Below are 17,064 nucleotides of genomic sequence, written 5' to 3'. Positions count from 1 at the left end.
AACCTGGCCAGAAGGAGGCAATATCAATATGATGCACGGCGACAGCAGGGTGATGGTGGTGGTGTGTTTGGAGACAGCCAGTTTACCAGCACCCTGTCTGTCAACTTCCACTTCCCCAAGATCCCGCGAAGAACCTAAAAAAACGGCTCCCGCGGGAGCCGTTTTTGTGGCAGGGAGGAGGGGCGATTACTCGACCATCATCACCTTGCAGGTGTTGGTGCTGCCGACGGTCTCCATCTTGTCGCCGTGGGTGAGCAATACCATGTCGCCGCTTTGCAGCAGTCCCTTGGCCTTGAGCACGTCCAGCGCGTCGCGGCACACCTCGTAGACCGGCTTGGTCTCGTCGCCATCAAACAGCACGGGGGTGACGCCGCGGTAGAGGTTGGCCCAGGCCAGGGTCTTGTTGTGAGGAGACATGGCGAAGATGGGCAGGCCGGAGCTGATGCGGGACATCAGCAGCGGGGTGGTGCCCGACTCGGTCAGCGCCACGATCGCCTTGACCCCTTCCAGGTGGTTGGCCGCATACATGGTGGACATGGCCACCGCCTCTTCCACCGAGGTGAAGGTGTAGTTCATGCGGTGGTTGGAGACGTTCAGGCTCGGGTGCTTCTCGGCGCCCACACAGACGCTGGCCATGGAGGTCACGGTCTCGATGGGGAACTGGCCGGCGGCGGTCTCGGCGGAGAGCATCACCGCATCGGTACCATCCAGCACGGCGTTGGCCACGTCCATGACTTCGGCACGGGTCGGGAGCGGCGCGTTGATCATGGACTCCATCATCTGGGTCGCGGTGATGACCACGCGATTCAGGCGGCGGGAGTGGCGAATGAGCTTCTTCTGCACACCCACCAGTTCGGGGTCGCCGATTTCGACGCCGAGATCGCCACGGGCCACCATGACGGCATCGGAGCCAAGGATGATGTCTTCCATCGCCTCGTCGCTGGCGACGGTCTCGGCGCGCTCGACCTTGGCCACGATCTTGGCGTTGGAGCCAGCTTCGCGGGCCAGTTCGCGGGCGTAGCGCAGATCATCGCCGCTGCGGGGGAAGGAGACCGCCAGGTAGTCCACGTTCATGCGGGCGGCGGTCTTGATGTCTTCCTTGTCCTTCTCGGTCAGGGCGGGGGCGGAGAGGCCGCCACCCTTCTTGTTGATGCCCTTGTTGTTGGAGAGAGGGCCGGCTACGGTCACCGTGGTGTGGATGCGGGTGCCTTCGACCTGCTCGACCTTCAGTTGCACGCGGCCATCGTCCAGCAGCAGGATGTCACCGGATACCACGTCCTGCGGCAGGCTCTTGTAGTCGATGCCGACCTGCTCCTGGCAGCCTTCGCCCTTGCCGAGGGCGGCGTCGAGAATGAACTTGTCACCGATGGCGAGGTAGATCTTGCCATCCTTGAAGGTGGAGACGCGGATCTTGGGGCCTTGCAGATCGCCCATGATGGCCACGTGGCGGCCCAGCTTGGCGGCGATGTCACGCACCTGGTTGGCGCGCTGGATATGATCTTCAGGAGTGCCGTGGGAGAAGTTCATCCGCACCATGTCGGCACCGGCGCGAATGATCCCCTCGAGAATGCCGTCGCGATCGGTCGCCGGACCGAGTGTGGTAACAATCTTTGTACGTCTTGGCATGAAAGACTCCAATGTGAAGTTGATATGACTTGAAATACTGCCCCGTCAAGCATGTGGCATGGCGCCAACTGGCAGGCCATCTGGGTGGCCTTGTTTGATTGAATTTCGATACTACACCAAGCCCGTTGGCATAGACAGTCGGGGGCGGACCCCCGAATGATCAGGAGGAGTGCGGGGTATCAAAGCGGGATTCGCGCAAACCTTCTTTGACTTTCTTCAGGTTTTCGCGAAATTTCATGCCACGGCGCAGGGTGAAACCGGTGGCCAGCACGTCCACCAGGGCGAGCTGGGCGATGCGCGAGGCCATCGGCATGTAGACGTCGGTGTCTTCCGGCACGTCCATGGAGAGCACCAGGTTGCATTCGCGGGCCAGGGGAGAGTCCTTGGCGGTCATGCCGATGACGGTGGCATCGTTTTCCCGGGCCAGCGCGGCAATTTCCACCAGGGCCTTGGTGCGGCCGGTGTGGGAGATGAGGACCACCACGTCCCCTTCGCTGCTGTTGATGCAGCTCATGCGCATCATGACGATGTCATCGAAGCTCACCACGGGGATATTGAAGCGGAAGAACTTGTTCTGGGCATCCCGGGCGACGGCGGAGGAGGCGCCCAGACCAAAGAAGCTGATCTTCTTGGACTGGGTCAGAATATCGACGCAGCGGTTGATGGCCGAGATGTCCAGGCTGTTCTTGGCGGCATCGAGGCAGGCCATGGTGGATTCGAAGATCTTGGCGGTATAGGTATCCGGGCCGTCTTCCGCTTCCACGTGGCGGTTCACATAAGGGGTGCCGTTGGCCAGGCTCTGGGCCAGGTGCAGCTTGAAATCGGGAAAACCCTTGGTATCGAGGCGACGGCAGAAACGGTTGACGGTCGGTTCGCTCACATCGGCCAGCTTGGCCAGGGTAGCAATGCTGGAGTGAATGGCGGTCTGGGGTGAGGCTAGGATCACTTCAGCCACCTTACGCTCTGATTTACTGAAACTTTCCAGATTGTTCGTAATTTTATCGAGGGTATTCATCATTACCACCAGGCATTTTTGTAATTTAACTTCAGTGTCTGTGCACTAAATTCACAGCTCAAGCAGGTTTCCAGTCTCCGCGATGACTATATAAGACAAGCGCTTATCGGAACTAATCTCGGCCCTGCAAAGTATGACTCATGTCTAATTATTTCGTGTTTTTAGTTGCAAACTTCCATTTGTGTCTTGAAAACGCTTACAAATGTTGCAAAGCAACAACACTGTGAGCGGGCGCACACTTGTCTGCATAAATCGCACAGCCCGGCTGCGGGCTCGAGTAGTATTGCAGCCAAATAATAATGTCGGGACGGTAAGGGCCGCCCCGAGTCGGTAACGAAGGAGTTTGTTATGCAGCATACCCATGCGCTGGTGGGCGACGTTGGCGGTACCAATGCCCGGCTGGCCCTCTGCGAACTGGCGACGGGCGCCATTTCCCAGGCAAAAACCTATTCGGGGCTGGCCCATCCCAGCCTGGAGACCGTGGTGCGCCTCTATCTCGAAGAGCACGATGCCACCGTGGGCGAGGCGTGCATCGCCATCGCCTGTCCCATCAACGGTGACTGGGTCGCCATGACCAACCACAGCTGGGAGTTCTCCATCCGCGAGATGCAGGCCAACCTCGGCCTGGCACGCCTGCAGGTGATCAACGATTTCACTGCCGTCTCCATGGCGGTGCCCGTGCTCGGCGAGAGCGATCACATCCAGCTCGGGGGCGCGGCCCCGGTGGCCGGCAAGCCCATCGCCATCTATGGCGCAGGGACCGGCCTTGGGGTCGCCCACCTGGTGCAGGCCGGTGAGCAGTGGCTGAGCCTGCCGGGTGAGGGCGGTCACGTGGACTTCGCCGCCAACACGGAAGAGGAAGATGCGGTGCTGCAGGTGATGCGCGGCGAGCTGGGCCATGTGTCGGCGGAGCGTTTCCTCTCGGGCCCCGGGCTCGTCAATCTCTATCGCGGCCTGGTCAAATCCGATGGCCGCGAGCCTGAATCCTTTGCCCCCAAGGACATCACCGAGCGCGCGCTGGCGGGGGATTGCCTCGATTGCCGTCGCACCTTGAGCCTGTTCTGCGTGCTCATGGGCCGCTTTGCCGGCAACCTGGCCCTCAACATGGGCACCTTCGGCGGTGTCTACATCGCCGGTGGCATAGTGCCGCGCTTCCAGGAGTTCTTCATCGGATCGGGCTTTCGGGTCGCCTTCGAGGACAAGGGGCGCTTCAAGCCTTATCTCAAAGACATTCCGGTCTTCCTCATCACCCATGAAGGGCCGGGGCTGCTTGGGGCGGGAGCCTATCTGCGCCAGTCGCTCGGGATCCGTCTCTGAGCCTTGCCAGGGTGAACATGGTTCAGTCCCGATTCAGTGACCGGGGCGTAAAGTGAACCTACGTACTCAAGAGGACGGGGCTTCATAGGGAATTGAAACCGGTCTTCATCCGCTGGGTGCGCATTGTCACCTGACAAGCCTGAACTGTTTTACCGGCCCTCGCGGCCGGTTTTTTTATGCCTGCCGTTTCTGCGCGAGGATGGGGCTGAGGGGAGCGGCAGGCCAGCTTCTGATGGGGGCGCAAGCTCGTCAGCCTCGCTGCCATGTGCTTGGCCTGGTCGAGGCATAAGGAGTGAGGCGTGAGACAGGGCAAGCACCGGGAAGGCAATGCCCTGCGCTGTCAGGGGAGGGTGATGTGGAATCTCGCGCCGCCGAGCGGGGAGTTATCCACCCGGATCTCGCCGCCGTAGCTGTGCACGATTTCGGTCACCACGGCGAGGCCAATCCCCTGGCCGGGGGAGCTGTCAGCCCGCACGCCGCGCTGGAAGATCTGCTGCGATTTGCCGGGATCGATGCCGGGGCCGTCGTCTTCCACCACGATGAGCAGGCCGCTCTCCCGGTGGCGGACATGAACCCGGATCTCGCTGATGGCGAACTTGCAGGCGTTGTCCAGCAGGTTGCCCATCAGCTCCATCAGATCGCCCTGCTCGCCGTGAAAGAAGACATCGTCGTCAAACTGGAAGCCGGTCTGCAGCTTCTTGTGGCGATAGACCTTGGCGAGGCTGGCCAGCAGCTTCTCTATAAGGGGAACCGGTTCGGTGCCCTTGCTTGCGAGGCGCTTTCGCCCGGTGACGGCACGACGTAACTGGTACTGGATGATCTGATCCATGGTGGTGATCTGTTCATTGATGTTGTCATGGATGTCGTGGCCGAGCTTGAGCTCCTGGGCGGTGATCTGGATGAGCGCCAGCCGGGTTTTCAGGCTGTGGGCGAGATCGTTGAGGGCGTGCTGGTAGCGCTGGGTCTGCTGGCGTTCGTTCTCCAGCAATTGGTTGACCGAGCTTGTCAGGGGGGTCAGCTCGCGCTCGTAGTCGTTTGACAGTGCCTCTCGCGTACCGGCGCGGATCTCGTCAATCTGGCGTGCCATGGTACGCAGGGAGGAGAGGCTCCAAAAACTGGTGAGCAGCAACAGGGCGCCCAGCAGACAGTAGGCGAGCAGCGCCTGGCGAATGCAGCGGTAGAGGTAATCGCGGGTCTGGGCCTGATAGCGCCGGGCGGAATCGACCATCACTACGTAGTAGGTGGTGGGGCCGGCGCCATGATTGCGCAGGAAACGCAGGCTGTAGATGAAGTAGCTCTCGCCGTTCTTGATGGTATGCAGCTTGAAGAAATAGTCCTGATCCAATCCCCCTAGGTATCTCATCAGATCCCGGCAGATGGTCTCCTTGATGGAGACCACCTCCGGCATGTGCAGGCTGGACCAGCTCAGCGCCCCGTCGGCGCGGCAGATCAGGGTGTCGAGATTGGGGTCGATGGCATCCGGGGTGAGCTTGCCAAGATCCGTCATTGCGTGGGGCTCCGGCTGCTTGGACGAGAACAGCTTGGAGAGGTTCTCCTGCATGCGGACACTGGCTTTCTGGGCCTGCTCCTCGGCATGGCCGAGGTAAAGGATGTAGACGGAGAAGGCCATGATGAGCGCGATGACCAGCATGGCACTCAGCATCAGCTTGAGGTGCAGGGAGCGGCGGATCAGGGTCAGGGGATGCAACATGGCAAGGCGCATCAGCTACAGGCGAGGTTGAAGATGTAGCCCTGGCGGCGGATGGTGGAGATGGGCTGGATGCTCCCTTCCGGATCCAGTTTTTTGCGAAGCCGGCTCACCATCACCTCGATGGTGTTGGGATCCCCTTCACCGTCCCCATAGAGCTGATCCAGCAACTGCTGTTTGGAGACCACCTGACGGGCATTTCGCATCAGGTATTCCAGGATCAGGTATTCGAAACTGGTCAGCACGGTGACCTCGCCGGCGATGGTCAGCTCCTTGCGGGAGAGATCCAGCTCGTAGTCACCCGCCTTCACTCTGGGGGAGATGAAGCCGGCGCTGCGGCGTACCAGCGCATTGAGGCGGGCCAGCAGCTCGTCCTTCTGGAAGGGTTTGACCAGGTAGTCGTCCGCCCCGGCTTCCAGTCCTTCCACCTTGTCCTGCCAGTTGCCTCTGGCCGTCAGCACAATGATGGGAAAGGGGATCTGCTGCTCGCGCAGGCGGGTGATGAGCTGAAGGCCATCCATGTCAGGCAGGCCCAGATCGATGATGGCGACATCGATGGGGTAGTCGGCCGCATAGTGCAGCGCCACCTGGGCTTTGTCCGTGCTGTAAACCTGGTTCTGGGCCTCGGTCAACAGGGTGGAGAGGTGGTGATTGAGCAGCTTGTCGTCTTCAACCAGTAGGATTTTCATAAGATGCATGATGATGAGGGTCCAGGCTGTCAATTAGAGGGTCAACAAGAGGGAGAGTCAATCCGGATCCTACCTGACCCCGCTGTATCGGGACTGAATCATCCCAGACTGAACTCCTCAATAGAGTGTTTAATAAGATGTCAAAACACTGTGACACGAAGCGATTTACATACGGTGACAGCAGTATGCGACCGTTATGATCGCAGTGGAGGGGCAGTAAGGTACGTTAATGAGTCAACAGAAGAGCACACTCTTGATCTCTTGGCGCTATCCTAACAATCTGATGCCCACGAATGAGGTGATAAGAGCACACTGACAGACATATTTTTTCTATTCTTCATCGAAAGGTGTCACTAGAGGATTATCAGTAAAAATACTGGTGACATTGAAGTCAGTAGGTTAATAGGAATGCTGTTGAATCCTTACCCTATCGAGTGCCTTTTGCACCTTTTGACTATTCACCCTTGGGTTAAACAAGATAGAATCTGACCCGCGATCGGGTTTAGGGCGCAAAAAGCCCAAGATGTGAGCAATGTAAGTTCCGGACAACCTAGTAAGGTAATGGAATGCTTAAGAATTGTTAAACATCAATCAAAACAAGAAGCTGGAGGATCTGATGGCCAACAGCACGGACAAGAAGGTTAAAATCAGCATATTGGGAGCTGTAACTCAAGGGCGGTAGCGTTTCACTTTGTTGACTATGTCATCTTTTTCATAATTACCCTCCCCACCAAATTTATCAAATAAGAATTATTTACAAGTCGTATCGCTAGAAATTATGCAGAAAAATTAACCAAGCTTAGTTTCAGTGATATATCTGTGTGCTAGACGATTTAGTCATCAGTGTAGGCGCTTCGCAAACCTACCGTGAAAATCTTCTACGCAAGCGTCAAACAATGTCTTGTCATTTCGTTATCTTGAAATCGGGAACCTTTCAATGAAGATCCTTGTGACTGGTGGTGCCGGCTTTATCGGTTCAGCCGTTGTTCGCCATATCATCCAGCATACCCAAGACTCAGTTGTCAACCTCGACAAGCTGACCTATGCAGGCAACCTGGAATCCCTGGCTGAGGTCTCGGGCAGCGATCGTTACGCGTTCGAGCAGGTCGACATCTGCAGCCGCGTCGAACTGGATCGGGTGTTTGCTACCCATCAACCGGATGCCGTGATGCACTTGGCCGCCGAGAGTCACGTTGATCGCTCTATCACAGGCCCCGCCGACTTCATCGAGACCAATATCGTCGGCACCTATATGATGCTGGAAGCGACCCGCGCCTATTGGAACGGTCTGGACGAGGCGCGCAAGACGGCCTTCCGCTTCCACCATATTTCCACCGACGAGGTGTATGGCGATCTGCCACATCCGGATGAAGCGTCTGCTGGTGAACCCTTGCCACTCTTCACTGAAACGACGCCCTACGCCCCCAGCAGCCCCTATTCTGCCTCCAAGGCTTCCAGTGACCATCTGGTGCGCGCCTGGCGCCGTACCTACGGCATGCCCACCATCGTCACCAACTGCTCCAACAACTACGGCCCGTACCATTTCCCCGAGAAACTGATCCCGTTGGTGATCCTCAATGCGTTGGATGGTAAGCCGCTGCCGGTCTATGGCAAGGGCGACCAAATTCGCGATTGGCTCTATGTGGAAGACCACGCACGCGCGCTCTACAAGGTGGTGACCACGGGCTTGGTCGGGGAGACCTACAACATCGGCGGTCATAACGAGAAGCAGAATCTGGAGGTGGTACACACCATCTGCGATCTGCTGGACGAGATGGTGCCGAAGGCGGGCTCTTATCGTGAGCAAATCACCTATGTGGCGGATCGCCCTGGCCATGATCGCCGTTATGCCATCGATGCCAGCAAGATGAGCAGTGAGCTCGCATGGCAGCCGCAAGAAACTTTCGAATCTGGCATTCGCAAAACTGTGCAGTGGTATCTGGATAACGAACAGTGGGTCAACAACGTCAAGAGCGGTGCCTACCAATCCTGGATTGAGCAGAATTACGGGGAGCGTGCCTGATGCATATTCTGCTGTTTGGCAAAAACGGTCAGGTCGGTTGGGAGCTGCAGCGTGCACTCGCACCGCTGGGCCGCATCACTGCCGTTGATTTTGACTCCACCGATTATTGTGGCAATTTCAGCAACCCGGCAGGGGTGGCCGACACGGTACGTCTGGTCAATCCGGACGTGATTGTCAACGCCGCAGCCCACACCGCAGTCGACAAGGCGGAGAGTGAGCGGGAATTTGCCGAGCTGCTCAACGCGACCAGTGTGGCGGCGATCGCCAAAGAAGCGGAAGCATTGGGTGCCTGGCTGGTGCATTACTCCACCGACTATGTGTTCGATGGCAGCGGTGAGCGCCCCTGGGTGGAAACCGATGCAACTGCACCGCTCAACGTCTACGGTGAAACCAAGTTGGCAGGGGAACAGGGGGCGGCTCTCTGCGCTCGTCACCTGATCTTCCGCACCAGCTGGGTCTACGCCGCCCGTGGAGCCAACTTTGCCAAGACAATGCTGCGCTTTGGCAAAGAGCGTAGCGAGATGTCGGTCATCAATGACCAGTTCGGCGCCCCGACCGGTGCCGAGTTACTGGCCGATTGCACCGCCCATGCGATCCGCGTGGCGCAGAGCAGACCCGAGGTTGCCGGGCTGTACCATCTGATTGCCTCCGGTACCACCACCTGGTTTGACTACGCCCAATTGGTGTTTGCCAAAGCCAGAGAGGCTGGCGTTGATCTGGCGGTCACGCAACTCAATGCAGTGCCGACCAGCGCCTTCCCGACCCCTGCCAAACGCCCCCATAACTCCCGCCTTGATACCGACAAATTCCAGCGCACCTTTGATCTGGTACTGCCGGACTGGACCGTCGGCGTGGAGCGGATGTTGACCGAGATCCTCAGCAAGTAAATCCCTGGTCAGGGATGTGTTGAGTGCATCCCTGGCTGGCAAGAGATAAAACGTAAAAGGTGTAGCTGCAAGCCACCTTTTTCTTTTGCAATTTAAAAATAAGAAACAAGCATCATGACCAAACGTAAAGGCATCATTCTGGCCGGTGGCTCAGGCACCCGTCTCTATCCGGTGACCATGGCGGTGAGCAAGCAACTGTTGCCTATCTATGACAAGCCGATGATCTACTACCCGCTCAGCACCCTGATGCTGGCGGGCATTCGCGATATTCTGATCATCAGCACGCCGCAAGATACCCCCCGTTTTGAGCAATTGCTGGGTGACGGCAGTCAGTGGGGCCTTAATTTGCAGTACAAGGTGCAGCCAAGTCCGGACGGGTTGGCACAAGCCTTTATTCTGGGTGAAGAGTTTATCGGGTCAGACCCCTGTGCGCTGGTGCTGGGGGACAACATCTTCTATGGCCACGACCTGCAGAAACAGTTGGCGGCGGCAGCGGCCAAAGAGAGTGGTGCTACCGTCTTTGCCTACCATGTGCATGACCCCGAGCGTTATGGGGTGGTGGAATTTGATAAAGAGGGTACCGCTATCTCGCTGGAAGAGAAGCCGTTGGAGCCCAAGAGCAACTATGCGGTCACCGGCCTCTATTTCTACGACAACAGCGTTGTTGAGATCGCCAAGTGCCTGAAGCCGTCACCCCGTGGTGAGCTGGAAATCACCGATGTGAACCGTATCTACCTGGAGCAAGGCAATCTGTCGGTGGCCATGATGGGTCGTGGTTATGCCTGGCTGGATACCGGTACCCATGAAAGCCTGATTGAAGCGAGCAACTTTATTCAGACCATCGAGACTCGTCAGGGGTTGAAAGTGGCTTGTCCGGAAGAGATCGCCTATCGCCAGAAGTTTATCAGTGCCGACCAGATACGTGAGCTTGCTGCGCCATTGGCGAAGAATGCCTATGGACAATATTTGTTAAGAATGGTTGCCAAAGCCTGATGTGATATAGGGGAGAGGGAAGATGCTCCCCCCATAAAAATTGAATCAAGTGTGGATAGACAGATGAATGTAATCAAGACAGCGATTCCTGACGTGCTTATTTTTGAACCAAAAGTATTTGGTGATGAGCGTGGTTTTTTCTTTGAGAGTTTCAACCACAAGTTGTTTGAAGAGGCGGTAGGATATCCGGTTAACTTTGTGCAGGATAATCATTCCAAATCCTCGAAAGGGGTGTTGCGTGGTTTGCACTATCAACTGCCTCCCCATGCCCAGGGCAAGCTGGTGCGTTGTGTTGCAGGTGAAGTGTTTGATGTGGCGGTAGATATCCGCAAAAGCTCACCGAGCTTCGGCCAGTGGGTTGGCGTTCACTTGTCAGGTGAAAACAAACGACAGTTGTGGATCCCGGAAGGGTTTGCACATGGTTTTTTCACTATAAGTGAGACAGCTGAGTTTTTATATAAAACGACAAACTATTACTCTCCTAAAAATGAAAGGAGCATCCTCTGGAATGACAAAGAAATCAATATCAATTGGGGGGAGATTATTCCTATGTTGTCAGAAAAAGATAAAGTAGCTGTTGGTTTTTCATTTGCAGAATGCTTTGAATAAGGTTTTTGATGATGCAGTTATTAAGGCTTTCGCTTGAATTTAGTCGCAGGGAATTGCTAACAAAATATAAAGGTAGTGTATTGGGGCCTGCATGGGTTGTGTTGAGCCCTCTTTTATTGTTAGCGTTATATTCTGCTGTTTTTCAATATGTTTTTAAGGCGCGGTGGGATATCGATGGGTTAGAATTCAACTATACTGTTGCATTGTTTTGTGGTCTAACCCCTTATTTTTTTATGACGGAGATGATTGGGAAATCATCTAATTTGATTAATAATAACGCTAGTTTAATTAAGAAGGTTGTTTTCAATAGACTATCAATACCATTGTCTTCAACGATTAGTGCATTATTTATCTTGGTTATAAATATGACATTGGTTTTGCTATATAGAGCATATGATGCTGGCACGATAAATATTATCTGGCTATCGATATATTTATATGCAATTCCATTGTTTTTTATTGGGTTTGCAATTTCAACAATACTTTCTGCTCTTGGTTCTTATATAAAAGATCTAGGCAATGTTGCCAACTTTATCAATCCTGTATTGATGTTTATATCTCCTGTTTTCTTTGATGCTAAGAAGGTTAGCCCCATCTTCGAGAGTGTTATAAAATACAACCCCCTGTCGCCAATTATTTCAGGGGCCCGTAAAATTGTACTTGAATCATATGTTGATTTTAATTCCATTATGATGGTTACTTTTTTTAGTCTACTTGCATGTGCTATGGGTGTCTTTTTATTCAAAGCATTGGAAGAAGATTTTGCCGATCTTACGTGAGTTTTTAATATGCTAAAAGTTGAGAATGTTAGTAAAAAATTCAATATTAGTAGAAGCCCGTGGCGGCGCATATTTTTTAATCTCGGTATTAAATCAGCAGTTAAGAGCAGTGAGTTTTTTCATGCCTTAGATAACATCTCATTCTCAATTTCAAAGGGTGAGACTGTTGGTATTATCGGCAAGAATGGTGCTGGTAAGTCAACCTTGCTTCAGATTATTTGTGGAACATTGAAAGCATCTACTGGTAATGTATCCAAGCCAAAGAAAATAGCAGCTTTGCTCGAGTTAGGGGCCGGTTTTAATCCTGAATATACTGGCAGGGAAAACATATCATTAAACGGTTCCCTTATCGGTATGAGTAGCAAGGAAATAGCCGAAAAAGAGCAAGAAATAATAAATTTTTCGGAAATTTTGGATTTTATAGACATGCCTGTTAAAACATATTCATCAGGTATGTTTGCCAGGCTTGCATTTTCTATTGCTGTGCACTCCTCCCCTGACTTATTGATCGTGGATGAAGCTTTAAGTGTCGGTGATATGGCATTTCAAGAAAAGTCTATAAACAAGATGAAAGAACTTCGAGACTCAGGTATCCCGATCTTCTTTGTAAGTCACTCAATCCCAATGGTAAGGAACTTCTGTACACGTGCGATTTGGTTAGAGCATGGCAAGATTAAAATGGACGCCTCAGCAAAGGATGTGTGTACAAAATATTTAAAAGAAACCATGCCAACAGTTCAATGTGATTATAAGCATGCTGTAGTTATGACACCAAATTCACCGAAACTTAAAATTAAAAATTTTATAATAGAAAATGGGGTTGTTGCCACTGGATCTCGCCTTAATTTGTCATTTGATATTGAAAAACTCATTGACATATCATCTAGTATTGGCATCGGAGTTATTATTAGAAACTCTTCTGATAATATCGTTTCTGTGTTTAGCACAGTGAGAGATTCACTAAAAATAGAACGAGTTCCAAAAAACGTTTCTATAGAAATGAAAGATTTCCCACTTTTGAGTGGAAGATATAGTATATCAATATCAGTTACGGATGATTTGGCGACATTTCACTATGATAGGATAGACTATATTGCTCACTTTGACGTTACAACTCCAAAAAATGAACGTGGTTTAGAACGATATGAAGGTGCTGTCGGTATAAATCATAATTGGAGAATAGAGTAACATGTATAGTTATGAATATTATCTTGGCCGAGTAAGTAATCCAAAAGTTATTGTTATTACTCGGGTTAGAAACGAATCTTTAATTATGAAAGACTTTTTAGAGCACGTGAGTGTTTTTTGTGATGCCATTATTGTATTGGATGACTGTAGTATAGATAATACCTATGAAATTCTTCAGCAACACCCTAAGGTTACATCTATTATAAGAAATAACAGATGGGATAAAAATAATCGGACTGGGCAAGAGACCGCTCACAGAAAATTGCTGAATGATCTTGCAATCAAGTTGTTTAGACCTCAGTGGATAATCTATATGGATGCGGACGAACGTTTGGTTGGAAATATTCGCACTGAGCTTGATTTACTCGATTATAATAAAATAGATTATATTAGAGTTCCATTATTCGATGCGTACATGACACATGATGATGCCCTCGATATAAAGGAGGGCGAAGTATTGCTTAACAGACGTAAATATTTTGGTCCTGAGCGTCGAGACATAATATTTATATGGAGCAGTTTATCTGGAGCTGATTTTATTCTCGATGATGCAAGAGAGCCTACTATATCTTCAAAAAGATACTTAACCTTATTTAAATGTCAACATTTTGGTAAAGCTCTGTCTGTTAGTCGATGGGAAGATAAGTGTGACTATTATATTGATAACTTCCCAGGGATCTATGCCGATAAGTGGTTGAGTAGAAAAGGTCAGGCAATACACAAAGAGTCTGACTTTTCTACTCCATTATATACATGGGGGAAAGATTTATTCGACAATGCGGTTGTTATTCATCCCATAAGTTGAGGTGTCATGTACAGAATCGCTATTTTATGTCAATCTTTGCGAAACTACGCTGGGGCTGAGAGAGTTGTTTATGAACTCACACAGGCATTTATTAGAGAAAATCATCAGGTACATATAGGATGCATCGATATAGGTGACTTTTATCATCAGCAGCTGGCTGGTGTAAGAATAAATGACTTGGTTGATGGTATGGATCATGAATATGATCTTGTTATTTGTTTCCATACCCACACGCTCCCGTATTTTTTCCCAAAAGGTGTAAACTGTAGGAAGTTATGCTACTTTTCACTAAGCCCTTATGAGCCTATAGAGGCCCCACTTTGCTCAGGTCAGCTATTTGATAGCTATCTATGTAACTCAGATGAAACAAAAGAAGAGCTGATTCGGTGCGGTATTGCGGCAGATGATGTTTATGTATTTCATAACTCTTGTTCTTTTCAAAATGATACATTTGAGTTGAAGCAAACTCTGAATAGAGTGGCAATTGTTTCTAATCACCCTCCACAGGAATTGTTAGAGTTACCATCATTAGACCATAATTTACATTTCGACTATTATGGCTCAGCAGCCAAGGTTGAAATGCTGAATGATTCGATACTTTCAAAATATGATGTGATCATTACTATAGGCTATACAGTTGTTTTTGCTGTTTCCGCGAAAGTGCTTGTATATATATATGACCACTTTGGTGGTGATGGATATCTTGATGCTGATAATTATGAATTAAATTCTTACTACAATTTTTCAGGTCGTCCAGCCTGTAGTAAAAAAGATGCTAGCACTATTATTAAAGAATTAAAAGATGATTTTCCTTCGGCTCTCGATACCTTCCAGCAAGTGTATGAACGTATGGCTGCCGAGCGAGATATAGCATCAAATATTGATAAAGCTTTTAATCTGAATGGTTTTGGCTTTAAAAAAATACTTTGCGATGCACTACAAGTTAAACATGCACTTGCTTATAGCAAACAATTACTTAGTAATAGATTTTTGCAAAAAATTGTAGATGGAGTTGATCGTGAAGCTATTAGTAAAAATATACTAACTCTTAGTGATACCGTTATGCATCAGGCTCGCCTCATTGAAAAACTAAATAATGATATCTTAATGTCTAATGACAAAATTAATATCTTAGTTGCACAAAGCAAAGAATATGCAGATATTTTGGCGGAGCATAGCATGCATTTAGCAGAAAATAGGGATGTTTTGGCGGAGCATAGAGGACTTTTAGTAGAAAATAGAGATTTTTTGAGCGCGCTAAGTGATGATGTAAAATCAATGAGAAATAACAGCTTTGTGGCTTTATTAAAGCGAAAAATTAAAAAGTTCACCAATCATCATTAATTAAAACTGAACTACTTAAGAACATCAATATGAAATACAATTTTTCTATTCTTAAATTTGCATTGAAACGGTTTATTCTTTTAACTAGAGATAGAGGTTTAAAATATTCGTTGTCGCTGGCTCTCTCTAAAAGAAAGCAGTTGATATCTATGTTGTCAATTAGTGGCAAGCATTTTAATAAACAAAGCTTCAACATGGTATCTACGACTGAAAGTAATAATGGTATAGAAAATTTAGTTTCAGTTATCATTCCTATATATGATCGAACATGGGAATTGCAAGCCGCAATAGATTCAATATTAAATCAAACATATAAAAATATAGAGCTAATTCTTGTCTGTGATGGTTCACCAGACGAGACGCTTCAAGTAGTCGAGCAATATAGAAATGATGAGCGTGTGAAAATTTATAAATACCCACGTTCATCTGGAAATGCGGTTAGAGGGCGCAATAAGGGAATTTTAGAAGCACAGGGTGAATATATTGCTTTTTTAGATAGTGATGATATCGCATCTAATAATCGCTTAGAACTTTCAGTTTCTTTTTTAAGTAATAACTCTTCATATTCTGGGGTGTATGGCTCTTGGAGAGCTATTGTTGATGGATCTCGTCAAATTTCTGGTATAGAAGATGGGATGATTGTGCATAGCCCAGATGGAACGCTTAAAGAGCACCTTGAAAATTGTATTCCATGTCAGAGCACAGTAATGGTAAGACGGGATGCTCTTATGGCTGTTGGATGCATCAATAGAAATATGAAATATAGAGAGGATCATGAGTTATGGGCTAGGCTGAATTACTATAACTATAGATTGAAGTCTCTCCCTGATGTTCTTGTTTCACTTAGATTACATGCAGGTAATAATGAACTGAATTTCCATTCTCAAAAAGGAGATGATGTTTGGTATCGAGAGCTATTAAAACAATACAATACCAAGGTATCTCGCCCACAAAAAATATGTTGGATTGTAGCTGGCCTCGGAATCTCTGGTGGACTGGCAATTATTATCAAGCATGCCAATTATTTGCTTTCTCGTGGTCATGATGTTTCATTTATTTGTCTATCGGAAGAAAACAATATATCTTGGATGGAAAATAGTGTTCCTGTTTATCAGATTGGCAACGGCGACGTCATTAAAAATATTGATTTGCTAATTGCTACAGCATGGAATACAGAGCCATATTTAAGCCGTATCTCATCACGCCGTAAATTATATTTTGTACAGTCTGATGAACGCCGATTTATTGATGAGAAAGGAGTTCAAGAACTTATTTCATCTGGTTATGATAAAGAATATGAATATTTTACCGAGGCGTTTTGGATTCAGAATATGTTCCATTCTGAGTTCCAGCGTTCAGCTTTTTATGTGCCAAACGGCCTTGACCAATTACTCTTTAAGCCCGTTGAGCCATTCATTCCCAAAGGCACTAAAAAGCGTGTTTTAATCGAAGGACCTATTGATATTCCATTTAAGGCAGTGGAAGATGCATATAATGCAGTAAAAGACCTTGATTGCGAAATATGGATTGTAAGTAGTGCTGGTAAGCCTAAAAGTGGATGGAGATATGATCACTTTTTTGAAAAAGTGCCTATGAGCATGATGCCATCTATCTATAGCTCTTGTGATATTTTTATCAAAATGAGCAGAATTGAAGGCTTCTTTGGTCCCCCGCTTGAAGCTATGGGCTGTGGATGTGTTCCTGTTGTAGGTAAAGTGACAGGTTGGGACGAGTACATTATCGATGGTTATAATGCAATAGCAGTTGAACTACTCGATGTCAAAGCAGCGAAACAAGCCGTTGAACGGCTTATCAATGATGATGCTTTGTATAATATGCTCTTAAAGCATGGAGCAAAGACTGCTACAGAATGGCCTTGGAGTGAGTCATTCCAAAGGTTAGATTTGCTTATTGAGCGTGAATAAAACTTTACTGTAATGGTGGTGGTCATGAACTATTTCTAGTATGAACTTTTTATTAGTGTCATACATCTTAGTGTTTATGACTGCCATCATATTTTTAGGTGTTTTATGGTTAAGCAAATGACTTGTTATAATTAAATTTGGTTTTTTTGTATGTTT

The 17,064-nt window shown here is 49.2% G+C and carries 14 protein-coding genes; 10 read left to right on the top strand and 4 right to left on the bottom strand.

Translation table 11 applies throughout. The features are described 5' to 3' along the window. Positions 1–186 precede the first annotated feature (186 nt). The gene (gene pyk, locus J9889_RS14515; RefSeq protein ID WP_005324189.1) at positions 187–1,626 is read right to left on the bottom strand and encodes a pyruvate kinase; all 1,440 of its coding nucleotides are present in this window, start codon (positions 1,624–1,626) and stop codon (positions 187–189) included. 160 nt (positions 1,627–1,786) lie between these two features. Next, entirely contained in the window at positions 1,787–2,641 is an 855-nt protein-coding gene (locus tag J9889_RS14510; RefSeq protein WP_029314760.1) for a MurR/RpiR family transcriptional regulator, read from the bottom strand. 348 nt (positions 2,642–2,989) lie between these two features. Here J9889_RS14510 and glk point away from each other — a divergent pair, with 348 nt between their 5' ends. Next, complete coding sequence (gene glk / locus J9889_RS14505; protein WP_210557147.1) at positions 2,990–3,958, top strand: glucokinase; 969 nt, start codon at positions 2,990–2,992, stop codon at positions 3,956–3,958. A 340-nt stretch (positions 3,959–4,298) separates the two neighbouring features. Here the strand turns inward: glk and J9889_RS14500 are convergent, their stop codons facing one another. Then, positions 4,299–5,681 carry an ATP-binding protein gene (locus J9889_RS14500; RefSeq protein ID WP_210557139.1) on the bottom strand — a complete coding sequence of 461 codons (1,383 nt, stop codon included), beginning with the start codon at positions 5,679–5,681 and terminating at the stop codon, positions 4,299–4,301. Continuing rightward, positions 5,681–6,355: a response regulator gene (locus tag J9889_RS14495; protein ID WP_161646571.1), complete on the bottom strand. Its 675-nt coding sequence runs from the start codon at positions 6,353–6,355 to the stop codon at positions 5,681–5,683. The genes J9889_RS14500 and J9889_RS14495 overlap by 1 nt, the downstream gene beginning before the upstream one ends. 937 nt (positions 6,356–7,292) lie before the next feature. Here J9889_RS14495 and rfbB point away from each other — a divergent pair. From rfbB to J9889_RS14450, 9 genes are all read left to right on the top strand, one after another. Beyond that, positions 7,293–8,378 (top strand): dTDP-glucose 4,6-dehydratase, encoded by a 1,086-nt coding sequence (gene rfbB / locus J9889_RS14490; protein ID WP_113736195.1) that lies wholly within the window; start codon positions 7,293–7,295, stop codon positions 8,376–8,378. Further along, positions 8,378–9,265: a dTDP-4-dehydrorhamnose reductase gene (gene rfbD / locus J9889_RS14485; RefSeq protein WP_124814289.1), complete on the top strand. Its 888-nt coding sequence runs from the start codon at positions 8,378–8,380 to the stop codon at positions 9,263–9,265. The genes rfbB and rfbD overlap by 1 nt, the downstream gene beginning before the upstream one ends. A gap of 114 nt (positions 9,266–9,379) precedes the next feature. Then, entirely contained in the window at positions 9,380–10,258 is an 879-nt protein-coding gene (gene rfbA / locus J9889_RS14480) for a glucose-1-phosphate thymidylyltransferase RfbA (protein ID WP_201957419.1), read from the top strand. Between the two features lie 63 nt (positions 10,259–10,321). Continuing rightward, positions 10,322–10,867, top strand: coding sequence for a dTDP-4-dehydrorhamnose 3,5-epimerase (gene rfbC, locus J9889_RS14475; RefSeq protein WP_210557138.1), 546 nt, complete (start codon positions 10,322–10,324; stop codon positions 10,865–10,867). An 8-nt stretch (positions 10,868–10,875) separates the two neighbouring features. Then, complete coding sequence (locus J9889_RS14470) at positions 10,876–11,646, top strand: ABC transporter permease (protein ID WP_210557136.1); 771 nt, start codon at positions 10,876–10,878, stop codon at positions 11,644–11,646. 9 nt (positions 11,647–11,655) lie between these two features. Continuing rightward, positions 11,656–12,834 (top strand): ABC transporter ATP-binding protein, encoded by a 1,179-nt coding sequence (locus J9889_RS14465; RefSeq protein ID WP_113978057.1) that lies wholly within the window; start codon positions 11,656–11,658, stop codon positions 12,832–12,834. 1 nt (position 12,835) lies between these two features. Beyond that, positions 12,836–13,639, top strand: coding sequence for a glycosyltransferase family 2 protein (locus tag J9889_RS14460; RefSeq protein ID WP_210557134.1), 804 nt, complete (start codon positions 12,836–12,838; stop codon positions 13,637–13,639). Positions 13,640–13,645: 6 nt separating this feature from the next. Further along, positions 13,646–14,983, top strand: coding sequence for a hypothetical protein (locus J9889_RS14455; RefSeq protein ID WP_133280071.1), 1,338 nt, complete (start codon positions 13,646–13,648; stop codon positions 14,981–14,983). Positions 14,984–15,012: 29 nt separating this feature from the next. Then, positions 15,013–16,908 (top strand): glycosyltransferase, encoded by a 1,896-nt coding sequence (locus J9889_RS14450; RefSeq protein ID WP_113978062.1) that lies wholly within the window; start codon positions 15,013–15,015, stop codon positions 16,906–16,908. Positions 16,909–17,064 lie beyond the last annotated feature (156 nt).

Source organism: Aeromonas sp. PrichA-15 (assembly GCF_017939245.1).
In the GTDB taxonomy this organism is placed as follows: domain Bacteria; phylum Pseudomonadota; class Gammaproteobacteria; order Enterobacterales; family Aeromonadaceae; genus Aeromonas; species Aeromonas caviae.
The sequence above is the reverse complement of the archived record's forward strand: the minus strand, read 5'-3'. Positions and strand labels throughout refer to the sequence as shown.